At 53.8% G+C, this 14645-nt stretch carries 9 protein-coding genes and 4 pseudogenes; 8 read left to right on the top strand and 5 right to left on the bottom strand.

What is annotated here, in order from left to right:
• The 4 genes and pseudogenes from Q7C20_RS25795 to Q7C20_RS25810 all read left to right on the top strand — a co-directional run.
• Nucleotides 1-224, top strand: a 224-nt coding sequence (locus Q7C20_RS25795; protein ID WP_375071058.1) for a hypothetical protein, incomplete at its 5' end; no start/stop codon positions are given.
• Between the two features lie 219 nt (nucleotides 225-443).
• On the top strand, nucleotides 444-752 hold the full coding sequence (locus Q7C20_RS25800) for a transposase (protein WP_375071059.1): 309 nt from the start codon (nucleotides 444-446) through the stop codon (nucleotides 750-752).
• A 62-nt stretch (nucleotides 753-814) separates the two neighbouring features.
• Nucleotides 815-1114, top strand: a pseudogene (gene tnpB / locus Q7C20_RS25805) (IS66 family insertion sequence element accessory protein TnpB); the annotation flags it as partial.
• Nucleotides 1115-1241: 127 nt separating this feature from the next.
• A pseudogene (locus Q7C20_RS25810) lies at nucleotides 1242-1658 on the top strand (transposase); the annotation flags it as partial.
• 253 nt (nucleotides 1659-1911) lie between these two features.
• On the opposite strand, the gene istB reads toward Q7C20_RS25810, so the two are convergent.
• Both istB and istA read right to left on the bottom strand, forming a co-directional pair.
• Entirely contained in the window at nucleotides 1912-2667 is a 756-nt protein-coding gene (istB, locus tag Q7C20_RS25815; RefSeq protein WP_375071060.1) for an IS21-like element ISPsy14 family helper ATPase IstB, read from the bottom strand.
• A 20-nt stretch (nucleotides 2668-2687) separates the two neighbouring features.
• Nucleotides 2688-4202: an IS21 family transposase gene (istA, locus tag Q7C20_RS25820; protein WP_375071061.1), complete on the bottom strand. Its 1515-nt coding sequence runs from the start codon at nucleotides 4200-4202 to the stop codon at nucleotides 2688-2690.
• A 300-nt stretch (nucleotides 4203-4502) separates the two neighbouring features.
• Here istA and Q7C20_RS25825 point away from each other — a divergent pair.
• Nucleotides 4503-5463 (top strand): annotated as a pseudogene (locus tag Q7C20_RS25825) (IS5 family transposase); the annotation flags it as partial.
• A 252-nt stretch (nucleotides 5464-5715) separates the two neighbouring features.
• On the opposite strand, the gene Q7C20_RS25830 reads toward Q7C20_RS25825, so the two are convergent.
• The 3 genes from Q7C20_RS25830 to Q7C20_RS25840 form a co-directional block, all read right to left on the bottom strand.
• Nucleotides 5716-6540 carry a DUF1460 domain-containing protein gene (locus tag Q7C20_RS25830; protein ID WP_375071062.1) on the bottom strand — a complete coding sequence of 275 codons (825 nt, stop codon included), beginning with the start codon at nucleotides 6538-6540 and terminating at the stop codon, nucleotides 5716-5718.
• Between the two features lie 190 nt (nucleotides 6541-6730).
• On the bottom strand, nucleotides 6731-7594 hold the full coding sequence (locus tag Q7C20_RS25835) for an MBL fold metallo-hydrolase (protein ID WP_375071063.1): 864 nt from the start codon (nucleotides 7592-7594) through the stop codon (nucleotides 6731-6733).
• 120 nt (nucleotides 7595-7714) lie between these two features.
• Nucleotides 7715-8251: a phenolic acid decarboxylase gene (locus Q7C20_RS25840; protein WP_375071064.1), complete on the bottom strand. Its 537-nt coding sequence runs from the start codon at nucleotides 8249-8251 to the stop codon at nucleotides 7715-7717.
• A gap of 583 nt (nucleotides 8252-8834) precedes the next feature.
• Between Q7C20_RS25840 and Q7C20_RS25845 the strand changes: the two are divergent.
• The 3 genes and pseudogenes from Q7C20_RS25845 to Q7C20_RS25855 all read left to right on the top strand — a co-directional run.
• Nucleotides 8835-9741: pseudogene (locus tag Q7C20_RS25845) on the top strand (IS5 family transposase).
• Nucleotides 9742-10000: 259 nt separating this feature from the next.
• Complete coding sequence (locus tag Q7C20_RS25850; RefSeq protein WP_375071065.1) at nucleotides 10001-11722, top strand: ShlB/FhaC/HecB family hemolysin secretion/activation protein; 1722 nt, start codon at nucleotides 10001-10003, stop codon at nucleotides 11720-11722.
• A gap of 45 nt (nucleotides 11723-11767) precedes the next feature.
• Nucleotides 11768-14645: filamentous hemagglutinin N-terminal domain-containing protein (locus Q7C20_RS25855; protein WP_375071067.1), on the top strand; the 2878-nt coding region annotated here is incomplete at its 3' end.

Below are 14645 nucleotides of genomic sequence, written 5' to 3' on the forward strand. Positions count from 1 at the left end.
GTTCAACAATGGACTGGCCCCGGCTCAGGCCGAGAAAAAACTTAACGTCGTGTCCGGGATTAGTTGACCACTACAAACTGACTCGCGGCGGTGGCTGCAAACGGAAAAATGCATGTCCTACTAAGGCTGCATTCCAATGCTCGATGGGATACTTGCTGAAAGCTTTTTCTGAAGAGCGCGAATCCGCTTCTGTTCGTTTTCCAGAGCTTGGACAAATTCCGTGAACTCAAGGAGCTGACCGCCGGGCCAGAACAGTTTAGAAAGGCTCGCGATCACCGCATTGAGAGGTAAATCACCACTTCCGCTTTTATCTTGCGTTGCGAGCGACGTCAGATACTTCGTAAGCGTCCGGCCAAGTCATCTACTCAGTCCCGCAAAGCCAAGACATGGTGTGCACTTAAATTTAAGTAGGCACCAGTTCTAACCTTTTTAGCGGGTATTTCATGCAGCCAACACGCCTTTCTTATTCCAATTCCTTCAAAGCCCAAGTCATTCAAGAGTGTGCCCAGCCTGGTGCTTCGATTGCCAGCGTCGCACTCAGCCATAACGTCAACGCAAACCTCGTCCACAAATGGATTCGGCTGCAATCGCAGAAAAGCATAGCGCTGCAACCTGCATTTATTCCATTACCCCTGTCGCCGCTGGCTGGGGCAAAATCCCACCCATCATCATCATCAAATATCTGCGTTGAAATACAGCACACGCGCGGCACCGTAAAAGTGAGCTGGCCCACTGAAAATGCTGCTGCCTGAGCGACCTTTCTTCGAGACCTTCTGCGATGATTCGTATCGACTCCATCTAGCTCGCCACCGAGCCGATGGACATGCGCGCAGGCACCGAGACGGCGTTAGCCAGGGTTATTGCGGTGTTCGGTGCGGCGCAGCCGCACTGTGCTTATCTGCTCGCGAACTGCAGCGCCAATCGCATGAAAGTGCCGGTGCATGACGGCCTCGGAATATGGCTGGCGGCGCGCCGGTTAAACCAAGGCAAGTTCCACTGGCCTGGCGTTCGCCACGGTTCTGAGATGGAGCTGGATACCGAGCAACTTCAGGCGTTAGTGCTGGGTCTGCCATGGCAACGCGCAGGTTCTGGAGGCTCGATCACACTGCTTTAATGGCTGCCATTAGCCTATCGATCTATCGCCGGGAATTACCTGCTCTGGCAAAATCCGCCCCATGACTTCGCTACCCAATCTCGATCACCTGACCCCTTAACAACTGCGCGCCTTGGCGGCGCAGTTGATGGAGCGTGTCGAGACATTCGACCACCAGGTCGACACGCTGGGCAAGACCGTAGAAACGCTCGACCAACAAGTTGAGACGATGGGTAAAACCGTTGAAACGATGGGCAAGAAGATCAACCGCGACCAAACGCTGATCGAGAAACTAACCCACGAAATTGCCCAGCTCAAGCGTTTGAAATTTGCCAAACGTAGCGAGCAGATAAATCCCGAGCAGGCCAGCCTGCTCGATGACCTGATCGATACCGATATCGCAGCGATTGAAGCAGAGCTTCAGGCCTTGCAAACAGTGCCAGCGACGATCGAGAAAAAGCAGAAGCACAAGCGCACTGCATTAACGGCTGAGTTTCCACGCACACTGATCCATAACGAACCGGACAACACTCACTGCCCATGTGGCTGTGCCCTCACCGCCGTTCTTTGGGTGGTGGACTCGATCAAGCTCAACAAACCACTCCAGGGCACCGCCTGATCATCTCGGTAAGGAAGGGCTCCCACGGTTTTGCTTCCGTTTGCCGGCGTATTCAACGTTCATAAAGGGTCCTAGAGCTAATACGAGGTTCGGTTTGCGGATTCCACGCCATCCGGACACTCAGCCCGCCAACATCCGGACACCCGTTCCACGCTCATTCGGGCAGGCAGTCGGAGCGCAGCGACGCAGGTTTGCATTGTTAGTCTGAAGCCCCTGCCGTCGTCAATTTCGTTGCGCGCCTGCGCATCGATTCGCCCTTCAGTTCGATCCGATAAGCGTTGTGCACCAGACGGTCGAGGATCGCATCGCCCAAGGTCGGATCGCCGGTCAGCGCATGCCATTTGTCCACCGGCATCTGGCTGGTGACCAGCGTCGAGCGGTTGCCGTAGCGGTCGTCCAGCAGTTCGAGCATGTCGCGCCGCTGCGCCGCAGTAAACGGTGCCAGGCCCAAGTCGTCCAGGATCAGCAGGTCTGTCTTTGCGTAGCCGGCCATCAGTTTGGCGAAGCGGCCGTCGCCGTGGGCCAGACCCAGTTCTTCCATCAAGCGCGGCAGACGCAAATAGCGCACGCTGTAACCGTCGCGGCAGGCCTTGTGTGCCAGTGCGCAGGCGAGCCAGGTTTTGCCTACGCCCGTTGGCCCGCCGATGATCAAGTTCAAGCCATCACGCAGCCACTGGCCACTGCCCAGTTGCAGGATCATGGCCTTGTCCAGGCCACGCGGGCTGCGGTAGTCGATGTCTTCCAGGCAGGCGTTGTGGCGCAACGGCGCCGCTTTGAGGCGAGTGGTCATGCGGGCGTCTTCGCGCTCCGTCACCTCGCGGTCGACCATCAGGCAGAGGCGTTCATCGAAGCTCACATCATTGATATCGGGCGTTGCGTGTTGCTCGCCCAGCGATTTAATCATGCCGTGCAGGCGCAGGGTTTGTAGCTTGTCGAGCGTTGGATTCGGTAGCATTTCGAAGCTCCTTTCTCAGGTCAGTGGTAGTAGCCCGGGCCACGCAGGTTGATGTGCTCGTCGGGCAGTAGCGGCAGGTTTTGCTGGGCCAGCGGCAGGCGCTCCAGCCCTTGGCGCAGGATCGATTCGAGGCTTTTGTAACTGCATGCGCCCAGTGCCAGCGCACGCTGGCACGCGGCTTCCAGCCGCGCTTCGCCTTGCTGTTTGCTCAGGCGCAGGATGCCCAGGCAGGCGCGGAAGCCGTGCTGTGGGTGGATTCGGCGTTCGAGGATGTAGGCGATGACGCCAGCGGTGTTGGGCCCGGTCTGCTCGGCCCAGCGGATCAGCCGTTGCGGTGTCCACTCGGAGTGTTCGCGGTGGCTCTTGGGCATGTGCTCGGTTTGAGTGGTGTGGCGGCCTTTGTGCTGCGAGCGAAGGTGGCTGGCCACGCGCTGGTTGGCGTGGAAGCATTCGACGGTCTGGGCCGTAAGGCGTACTTCAAGTTGGTGCTTCACCAGTTGGTACGGAACCGAGTAGAAGTGACCATCAACCTCGACGTGGTAGTCGATGTGGACGCGCACTTTTTTCCATTCGGCGTAGACGTACGGGTGTTCCGGAAACCCTTGCAGGGCCGGATGGTCGATGCTCTCGAAGGTCGACCGGCGTGAGCCGGGCAGCTTCTTGAAGGGCTTGTGATTGAGTCGATCCAGTAGCAGTGCGATGGCAGTGTTGAGTTCGCCCAGCGAGAAAAACTGGCGGTTGCGCAGCACGGCGAGGATCCAGCGCTCGACGATCTGGACGCCGACTTCGACCTTGGCTTTGTCCCTTGCCTTGCGCGAGCGAGCAGGCAATACGGCTACGCCGTAATGCTCTGCAAGGTCGCGGTAGCTGGGGTTAATGTCAGGTTCGTAGCGGTGCGCCTTGGTGACGCCGCTGCGTAGATTATCCGATACCAGGATCTGCGATGTGCCGCCAAGAAAAGCGAAGCAGCGCACGTGGGAGCCCAGCCAGTCTGGGAGCTTTTGCGACCAGGTGGCCTCGGCAAAGGTGTAGCTGGAGCCACCGAGGACGGCGACAAAGATCTGCGCCTGACGGATCTCGCCAGTGCTCCTGTCGATGATTGGGGCGGTCTGGCCGGCGTAATCGACGAAGAGCTTTTCACCGGCCCGATGTTCCTGGCGCATGACCACATCGACCTTGGCGGCCCAAAGGCGGTAGTGCTCGCAGAACCAGCTGTACTGGAAGCCTTGTGGATGGGCGAGTCGATATTCCTGCCAGAGCAGCGCCAGGGTTACGCCGGGGCGGCGCAATTCGGCGTGTACCCATGCCCAGTCAGGCATCGGGCGCTGGTCGGTGGGCACCGGCACCGCCGGTGGAAACAGCCGCCGATTCAGCTCAGCGTCCGAAATATCGATGGGCCACTGAAGCCCACTGGCGGCGAACCGGCAAAGGTAGTCCCCTGCGCTCGAATGGCCGATGGATAAGCTGGCAGCAATCTTGCGCACGGACAGGCCGGCGTCGAACTTTAGGCCTAGTACCTCTCGGATTTTACGCATGGATAAACGCTCCACGACGACCTCTTCGCATCGATAAAAGAGGTCGATGGTAGTGAATAATCCTGCGTTGCTGCCTGCCTGAAAGTATCCGGGTGGCCGTGGAATCGGTGTCCGGATGCTCGTGGAATGAGTGTCCGGATCAGTGTGGAATCAGTGTCCGGATGTCGGTGGAATGGGTGTCCGGATAGTCATGGAATCCGCATTCGGTTCATATGGTGATGTATTTCACTACCTTTGAGCTTTTTCCTAGCCTCCCTCGGGAAACGCTGAAGAAGCTCCTCAAATTTGGAAGAATGTCTGATCTCAGCCTCCGAGACGCCTGATGATGCAGACCTCGCCGAAGCCGAGTACGCAGGCAAACGCAAGCGAACCCGTAAAGAGCGTTTCCTGATGGAAATGAGTCAGATCGTGCCCTCGAAGGGATTGATCAATCTGATCACGCCTCATTGCCCCAAGGGCGACCCTAGCCGTCCCGTCTGTCCGTTAATGTGGTGCTGCATATTCATCTGGTGCAGAGTTTGTTCGGCTATAGAGATCCCGCGACGGAGGAAGCGCCGTAAGAGACTACGATCCTATGTCAGTTCTCGGTATTAAGTCTGGATCGGATTCTCGATGAAACTACCATTCTTAATTTCTGACGGCTGTTGAAAACTACGAGCTGACAGGCGAGATCTTGCAGGTCATCAACGGCTGTCTGGGGGCGCGATTTGATGCTGCGCCAAGACTCGTTAGTCGATGCGACGATATTTATGCGCCGAGTTCGACCAAGAGCAAGGATGGCAAACGCGATCCCGAATGCATCAGACGAAGAAAGTAGACCAATATTTTTTGGCATAAAGCGCATATCGACGTCGATGCCGAGTCTGGTTTAGTCCATAGCCTGGTCGGCACCGCAGCGAATGTGGCGGACTTGACTCAAGTCGATCAGTTGCTGCACGACGGGGAAACCTATGTCATTGGTGATACTGGCTACACCTGAGTAGACAAGCGTGAGGATCATCAGATGATCTGGCGATCGCGGCACGCTCAAGCAGTTACAAAAAGTATGGCAAGACAATTTTGATCAAACGGGTACACCGTAAGATCGAGTTCGCGATAGCCCAGGTGCGAGCGAGGTGGGGCCATCCAGTTCGGGTGTGATTACACGAAACTCCGGTTTCGCGGGCTGGCTAAAAAAATCGCGTAGCGGGCTATCCTATTTGCCCTATCGAAACTTTGGACGGTGCGAAAACGGCTACTTGCTATAGGAGAGGTGTGCCTTAAATGCGGAAAAACGCCTTGCAAAGTTACAGTTCGAAGGAAACTCGATGAGTTAAAATGGTAAAAGTCTGAATATCCTATCAGGCGAGTGTTTTTTGAGTATCAAGCCGCAAGTGAATAAAAAGTTGATACTTACTTCAGGATTTCCCTAAACGCGCCGCTCATCGTTGGCTAGATGGGTTAACGGAGCTCTTAACCAAGGCAAATACCCAGACTGAAAAAGAGCTCCTGCTTTCTTGTATCTTTAAAATCTCTAAAGAGCTGCTTCGGTACTTGGCAACTCAGACCGCAAGACAACGATGCCCGGTTTAGGGCGCACATACTTAAGAAAGGGTACATCCACCACCTTCCTGTTTACGGCAAGAGAGGAAGCATTTCTGAACCAGACTTGTCCGTCGTGACGAATTACGATCCCCACGTGCGAAACGTCGAGACCTTCAAGTGGTGAATAAATACCGACATAATCACCGTTTTTCAGGCGATCCAATATCTTCTCGTTAATGGCACTTCCGGGTATGAATTGTATTTTTCGGGTGTGAAAGCCCAAGCCAGTAATGTACTGACCACCATCCGGTTTACGGTTAAGCTGTTTTTCAATTACTTTATAGTCAGCGCTTACAAGCGGAGTGATATCTTTGGCGTTGTATGGTGCGTTGGCGAACCAGTCAGAAAAAAAATGTCGACGGCTGAGGTAATCAACTTTATTTCCGGTGTAGCGCACTTTTGCGAGACTATGCATAAAATCTTTCTGGTCACGACTGCGGCTAAGGGCCTCGACGTAATCTACCAACGTGAAACAGTCTAACCCGTTGAAGTTTGCAACAAGGGCTTCAGGTACGCCAGAACCACCTATCAGGGTATCAGCGCGATAGGGTACCCCAAGAAAATTCGAAGACACGCGACTGATAATTTCTCCGTGTCTCTCACCAGCTAGAGGGATAACGTCTGAACGGATAATCTGATCAACTTTTTCTGCTGTGTCCTTATCAATAATGGTCTGATAGTTTCCTGCGCCAGCTGCATTACATGCAGCCAGAAAAACTGATATAAGTGCAATTATCCATTTTTTTATAATCATGAAAATATCTTCTGAGTTTGAAATTTTGCGGGCGTAATAGCTTTAGGGTGAAAATAAAATAGATATTTCTAACTGAAGGGCCTATACATGATCCGAGACATTTGTCAATCGGCGCCAGCCAATGCCTCGGGCAAGTTTCCTATGCCCTGCATTCGAAATTGAGCGCTGTTAATAGGAGCTAAGCATTCTGTTAAATCACCGATTTAGTATGGCGCAATGACTCGGGCCAATCGCCGTCCCAGCACCATTGATCTTTAAGGATTTTAGCACCGTATTCGAGGCAAATTTTTACTGGCAGTTCTGGATACAGCGCGTCCATACGCTCAATTAAATCTTTCGAGTTATTGGACAGTTTCCATTGGGCTTCAAAATCCAATATATACTGCCGTGTGAAGTTGATAGCTTTTGGCGATAGCGATGAATGCTTGGGTGAATGCCCAGGCACCACAATTTCAGGCTTTAGGCTTTCCAGAAGGGCGAGCGTTTCAAGCCATGCATCCCGCATCTCAGGGGTGCGCGCATCGGCTAGCCATACATGTGCTTTGTCAAACACTGTGTCAGCCGCTATCAGCGTACGTATCGATTGGATCCACACTACAACGCACTCACTGGCATCCCCTCGCATTGGGCCGAAAAAGCTTATAGGGAAACCGTCCAGCAGAAGCTGAGAGTCGTCAAAACGCTCCACGAAGACTTTAGACTTTGAGCCATTTCTGCCAAGTACTTTGTAACCCCAATATTCAATCTTAAAGTCGTACGCACTATTGATCTGGTCGGCGCAATTACTGAAAGCGATGACGCGCGCCTCCGGAAACGCTTCATGTAGTACGCTTAGCCCCAAAAAATGGTCAGGGTGCATGTGAGTGATAAAAATTAAGCTGATCTTACGATCAACTTCAATAGCCTCAGCTGCCAGCCGGTGAGCATTTGCAAGTGTAAATTGAGCATCGACGATCATGGCCTCTGTCGGCCCATAGATGATTGTTGAATTCACACCAAAACCGTCGTGTTCGTCACCATTATTGAAAACTTTAATATTTAGTTTTTCGTTCATATTTCTTGCTCGATAATTATTAAAGAGTCTAAAATTTTATGCTGATTTATGAAAGTTACCGATTTCCTGATGGTCGAACTTGGAGTTTATTGTTGTAAGCCAACAAGTGACCTGAAATCATCAGGGTTTCAATTGTTTTTTAGAGAAAAAATCATCAGGAAGTTGTCCTGGAGGCATATTGATGATGGCTTCGTTGTTAACCCCCTCATTTTTCATGTAGGTTACTTTAGCAAATTCAGGAATAACGATATAAGGATATGCGGGACCTTCATCGCGGAATCTATGCATATCTTCAATAAATTCATTCTGGTAGCAGATGGTTTTTTCAGGGTGCTGACCATCACCTGCAATCCACTGCGGGAAAAAAATTGTTCCATGAATAAGCTTTCTCTTCAAGTCAAACAATAAACTCACACAGGTGCCCGTCGGTTCGTGCCAGTCAACTTTATAGATGCCCGGAGCGAATTGCACCGCATTCATTTTTTGGTTAGTTACCCACCGACCACCAACAAGGCCCTGATGAATACGATAGTCGCATGTATTGTCGTTGCGGGCGTACCACTCGTATTTCCAACCATTGTCATAAGTGTAAACAAAGTGAGTTCCGATAAATGCGGAAAGATCGGAGGAGATGTCATGCTGCACACTACTATTCATAAAAGCCTCTCTATTTCTTGGTTGGCAGTCCAGTTGATTTTTTTTGCCGCTTTAATTTTTTTGAATGCTTACTGACGAAGCTCGGCAAATTTTTTAGCTGAAGAGTTATGAGTTGCACAAAGAACTACAAGATAACGCTTCAATAAAAATATCAAGCATAGTGACTTTTGCGCAAAATACTTGAGCAAATAATTAGTAGCTGATCGATTTAAATATTATTAGATAAAACTAGGCCGAAATCGAAATTTATGGAGTTGATCCTCCTGATCTAATGTCGATTGATATAATCATCGTGCAAGCAGCCAATAATTACATCCAGAAAAATCTGGTTTTTGGCGTGGGGCATCTACTATTTGTCAGCCTCGACCGGCAGACTCGTGCTCAAGGATTGGTTGCCGTTATGGCGCAACGCATTCAAATAGCAATCACGTGAATATCTTTACTCACTTATGGAAGCTCTGAAGAAGACCTCCAGATTTGGCAAAGTGTCTGATCTCAGCCGCCGAGCCGCCTGATGAAGCAGATTACCTTCGCCTACGCCGAATACTCCAGCTAACGTGAGCAAACCCAGAAGAAGCGTTTACTGAGCGAAGTGGATCAGGTCGTGCTCTGGAAGGGATTGATCAATCTGATCGATCCTCATTACCCCAAGGCCGGCGGCGGCTGTCCCGCCTACCCATTAATAGCGGTGCTGCGTATTCATCTGATGCAGAGCTGGTTCGGCTGTAGCGTTCCGGCGATGGAGGGTGCGCTTTAAGAGATCACGATCCTGCGCCTGTTAGCGGGATTGAGTCTAAATCGAATTCTCGTAGAAGCCACCAGTCTCATCTTCCGGCGTCTGTTGAAAAAACGCGAGCTTGCAGGCGGAATTTTTGCATGCCGTCAACGGCTGTCTGGGGGATCGCTGTTTGATGCTGAGCCAAGACACGGTAGTCGATGCGACGATCATTCATGCGCTGAGTTCGACCAAGAACATGGACGGCAAACGCGATCCCGAAATGCATCAGACGAAGAAAAGAAATCAATATTTTTTGGCATGAAAGCGTATATAGGCGTCGATTCTGAGTCTAGTTTAGTCCATCGCCTGGTCGGCACCGCGGCGAATGTGGCGGACTTAACTCAACTCGATCAGTTGCTGCGCGGCGAGAAACCTATGTCATTGGTGATACAGGCTACACCGGCGTAGACAAGCGTAAGGAGTATCAGGATTCTCAGATGACCTGGTCGATCGCGGCACGCCCAAGCAGTTATAAAAAGCATGGCAAGACAAGTTTGATCACACGGGTATACCGTAAGATCGAGTTCGCGATAGCCCATGGACGAGCGAAGGTTGGACAACCAGTCCGGTTGTCACGCGCCAGTTTGGTTATACAAAAGTCCGGTTTCGCGGGCTGACCAAAAATCTCGAGCAACAGGTCACTCTACTTGCCCTGTCGAACCTTTGGATGGTGCGAAGACGGCTACTGGATGTGGGAGAGGTGAGCCTTTAATGCGGAACAACGCCTTGGAAGGTGCTGTCCGAAAAAAATCGATGAGTTAAAAGCGGGAAAAGTCTGACTATGTTATCGGGCGAGCGTTTTTGAGCGTCAAGGCGCGAGGGCATCAAAAATTGAGTTCTACTCCAGAGCTTCCCTAGGCGAATTACTCTGTGAACCTATCAATATTGGATAGTGTCTATCGGGCTGATAAAGGCCAAAACGCAATAGATTAGGGTCTAGAACGGACCGCATTTTCAAAAGGACTAACATTATGCGAGCAGCGCTCACACTCGGCGATAGTCCCATCGTACCCCTGATTCTGATTGGAGCAGCGTTCTATGCTGCAGCTTCTCAAGCCCAGGTTGCGCCGGATGCGGGGCAGCTTCAGCGACAGATAGATCAGATCCGGCAGAGGCCTGTCGCTACGCCTTCGCCTGCCTCACCTGCCCCTCTTTCAGACGTCGCTCATCGCGGGCCCAAGGTTGTTATTCGGAACATCAACATTGCCGGTGCCAAGCTGATCCCGGTCACCGACCTTGCACATCAACTCGACCCTTACCTCAATCGTCCTCTGACCCTGAGTGAATTGCAGGCCGCTGCACAACAACTGGTAGGCTACTACCGCGAGCGCGGCTGGTTTGTGAGAGTGCAATTGCCTACGCAGGATGTCAGCGACGGTACTCTGCGCATCAATATCGTTGAAGGGCGCTTTGGACGGCTGCAGGTTGCGCCAGGTACAGGCCGTGTCCGCAGAGACTTTGTATCCACTCTAGTGAGCCGAGATCTCAATGCTGATGAGCCGTACTCACTCTCACAACTTGAACGCGGGCTATTGCTGGCCAACGATCTACCCGGAGTTCGGGCTGAGGGTACGCTGCGTCCAGGGCAGGCGCCCGGCACAAGTGATCTGGCGTTGCAGATTAGCGACACGCCTTTATTCGCAGGTGTTGCCGGTGCCAACAACTTTGGCAACCGTTTCACCGGTCATGGACAGGGCTTCGGCAGCGTCAGGCTCGACAACCCCAGCGGCTTTGGTGACCAGGTACAGCTCAGTGGAGTACTTAGTGAGCGACTCGACTACGAAAGCGTCTCCTATAGCGCGCCAGCAGGTTATAACGGTCTACGCGCCAACCTCGGTTATGGCCAGTTGCACTACAACCTAGGTAAAGAGTTTGCCGAGCTGGACGCACGCGGCCAGAGTCGCACCCTGTATGCTGGTCTAAACTATCCATTGTTGCGCAGCACAGAACGCAATGTCACGGTGGGGCTGGACGTCAGCCATGCGCGTCTGGAAGACGAGGCCTTTGACGTCACCCTGCGCCGGCGAGATATTCAACTGGCGACGCTCGAACTGCGAGGCGACGCCAGGGATGGTTGGGGCGGTGGCGGTGTCACCACTGGAAGGCTCTCACTGGAGGGCGGGCGCGCCGCGCTGCGGATTGCCGCGGACCGTGATCAGGACGCCCAAAGCGCGGGCGTTGAAGGCGGCTTCGCTGCGCTTGGGGTCGAACTTCGCCGCGATCAGGTACTGGCTCCGGCGCTCTATCTGAGAGGACGCTTCGCCAGTCAACTCGCTTTCAATAACCTTGCCTCGTCGCAACAGTTCAGCCTGGGTGGCCCCTACGGCGTGAGGGGGTATCCGGTCAACGAGGGCAGTGGCGACAGTGGTGCCCTGATGCAACTGGAGCTGCACAGCCTGCTACCCATGCTGGGTATTGCGAACTTGGATGGTTATGCCTTCTTTGATGCGGGTGTCATACGCCAACATCAGACTCCCTGGCGAGGCTGGGATACTGCAGCTAGCGGCCGTAACACCTATCCCCTCTATGCTAGCGGCGTCGGTCTTGCCTGGACCCATGCGCGTGGTTTCGCCATCAATGGGATATTCGCGGTGCCGCTAGGCAACAATCCCGGTGGAACCCGAAGCGATCAAGACCAGGATGGTGGCTCGACCGGACCGCGTGTCTGGCTCACCGCCAGTCAAAGCTTCTAGGTTAATTGACTCACAACTGCTCAGACTTTTGCGCGGGACATAAACATGAAACGACAAGCCCCCATTGCAACTCCCCGGCATGCGGCGTCACGCGCACTGAACTACGATTATGCGGCGTGGTTGAGGTGGACTTTCAGGGTTAACGTCCTACATCGAGAACAAACGTTCCATCCACTCCCTCTGGCGGTCATGGTAAGCCTATTAGTGGTGTCCGCGCCTAGCCTGGCTCTTGAACCCGGCACGCTGCCAGCAGGCGGGAAGGTCGTCGGCGGCCAGGCATTACTTCATCAGCAGGACAATCAGCTGGTTGTCGAGCAGCATTCCGATCGTGCCATCCTTGACTGGCAATCCTTCGACATAGGTCAGAACGCAAGCGTGCGCTTCAACCAGCCAGGCTCGAATGCGACAGCACTTAATCGTGTCACGGGCGGCGGTGGTCAATCGCTGATCCAGGGCAGCCTTTCCGCTAATGGCAGGGTCTACCTGGTCAACGGCGCAGGAGTACTCTTCGGCCCCAGCGCCCAAGTGAACACGGGAGGTCTGGTCGCCTCGACGCTGGATATTGCCAACGAGGACTTCCTGGCCGGGCGGGATCGATTCGTGCTCACAGACCAGAGCAAGGGCGAGGTTGTCAACCAAGGTCATATCAGCGCCAAGAATGGCACCGTAGCACTGCTGGGGCGAACCGTCGGCAACACCGGCAGTATATCGGCCGATAACGGCAACGTCGTGCTCGCGGGCGGTCAGGAAGTCAGCTTCGTAGCGGGTGCCGACGGTCATCTGCAGATTGCCGTCAGTGCGTCTGAGTTGCAGTCCAGCATCCGTAACGGCGGTGCAATCTACGCTGATGGTGGGCAGATAGTACTCAATGCTCAGGGCGCCAACGCTCTCGCCTCGGCAGTGGTGAGCAATACTGGCACGCTGCAGGCTCACACGGTGGCGGAACACGAGGGCAAGATCCTGCTATTGGCCGATCTGGAGCACGGTGGGCGTGCCGAGGTGGCCGGCACTCTGGATGCCAGCGCCATCAACGGTGGAAACGGCGGTTTCGTCGAAACGAGTGGTGCACAGGTACAGATAGCACCGGCGACTCGAGTCACTACTCAGGCGCCCAAGGGACGGACCGGCAAGTGGCTTGTCGACCCCACCGATTTCACCGTATCGGCGGGTGGCCAAGCTCAAACCACCAGCGGCATTGGTGCAGACACTCTCGTCTCCAATCTGGCCAGCACCAATATTCTTCTGCAAACTGACTCTCAAGGCAGCGAGCCTGGAGATCTGAATATCCAGGCGCCAATCAGCTGGAATGCCGCGACTACCCTGAGCCTGCTTACGTTGCGCGACCTGAATATCAATGCGCCCATCAGCGCCGTCAATGGCGGCCTGACACTGAATATAGCGCGCAACGTTAACGTCAACGCCGCGATTGACGTGGGAACTTTTAATTTTGTAGAGGGAACCTGGATTCAAAACAGTGCAAACTTACCAACATTTCAGGCCCATGACTTTCGCTTGAATGGCGGCTCCTTCCTGCGCGCGAACGGGGGGGATGGAAGTTCAAGCAACCCTTACCTGCTCACCGACGTTTATGGTGTGCAGGGGATGCAAGGTTTCCTGAGCAGCCACTTCAAACTGGCCAATGATATCCAGGCTGTAGGTACCCAGAACTGGAACTGTGATTCCTCTTGCAGTGGATTTGTGCCTATCGGCAACTTCGATCGACCTTTCACAGGCTCTTTGGACGGTGGCGGTCACCTGATCGATAAGCTTCAGGTCTCGGTCCATGCCTCCTCGCAAAGCACCAACGCTGAGGCCGGACTGTTTGGCACTTTAGGAAGCGGGGCTCATGTGACCCACTTGGGCCTTACTGACGGTTTTTTCTCGGCTTCCGGCGGCAATGATAATTTTGCTGGTAGCCTCGCCGCGCGCAATTTGGGGAGTATCGACAGCAGTTATTCCACGGGTTCCGTTACAACTGGCGACGCCAACGCGGATCAAAATATCGCTGGAGGATTGGTAGGCAATAACACCTTCATAACTGTGAACGGTACCGCGCAAGGGGGGACTATTAGCGGCAGCTATTCCACAGCGTCAGTTATCGCCTCCGGAGGTAAAACTTCTGCGTTAGCGGGCGGTTTAGTCGGTACTAATGCCCAGGGAAGCATCTATCAAAGTTACGCTGTGGGAGATGCATCCGCCAGTGACGGCATCGACTCGAACTACGCAGGCGGCTTGGTTGCAAGCAATATAGGTACGGTGCAGCAAAGCTACGCCTTGGGTAGCGCAACAGCCTTACGCGGTAATCGGACCTTCGTTGGCGGTTTGCTCGGGCAGCATAGTGGCAATTCCATCACCGACTCCTTCTACGCGACCACAGATAGCTCAGGCGCGGGCATTAATAATGCGAGCAATTACAACAGCTTTGGCATCGGTAAGAGCCAGAGCGAGCTGACCACGCTCACCACTTTCCAGAACTGGGACATCGATGCTACGGGCGGGACCGGGAGGGCTTGGCGCCTATACGAGGGGCAGACGACGCCTTTGCTGCGCAGCTTTCTCAAACCAGTGAATGCAACGGTGAACGATAATGGCCGGGTCTACGACGGGAGCATTGCTACGGTAAGCGGAAATGGCTTTACGCTATCAGCTAGTAGTGCCCAGGTCCTGGGCACGCCGATCTATGGTAGCACCTCTGCCCGTAACGCCGGAGCCTATGCCCTTAGCATGAGTGGCCTCTACTCCGATCAGCTCGGCTACGACATCAGTTATGTCCAAGGGACATACACCATCTCCCAACGCGCGATTGGCGGTGCATTCACCGCCGACAACAAGGTCTACGACGGCAACACCACCGCCACTGTGCATGGCGGTCTCGACAGCAATACTGTCGTGGCGGGTGATGACTTGAGCGTCACCGCCAACG

Source organism: Pseudomonas sp. AMR01 (genome assembly GCF_041946035.1).
In the GTDB taxonomy this organism is placed as follows: domain Bacteria; phylum Pseudomonadota; class Gammaproteobacteria; order Pseudomonadales; family Pseudomonadaceae; genus Aquipseudomonas; species Aquipseudomonas antarctica_B.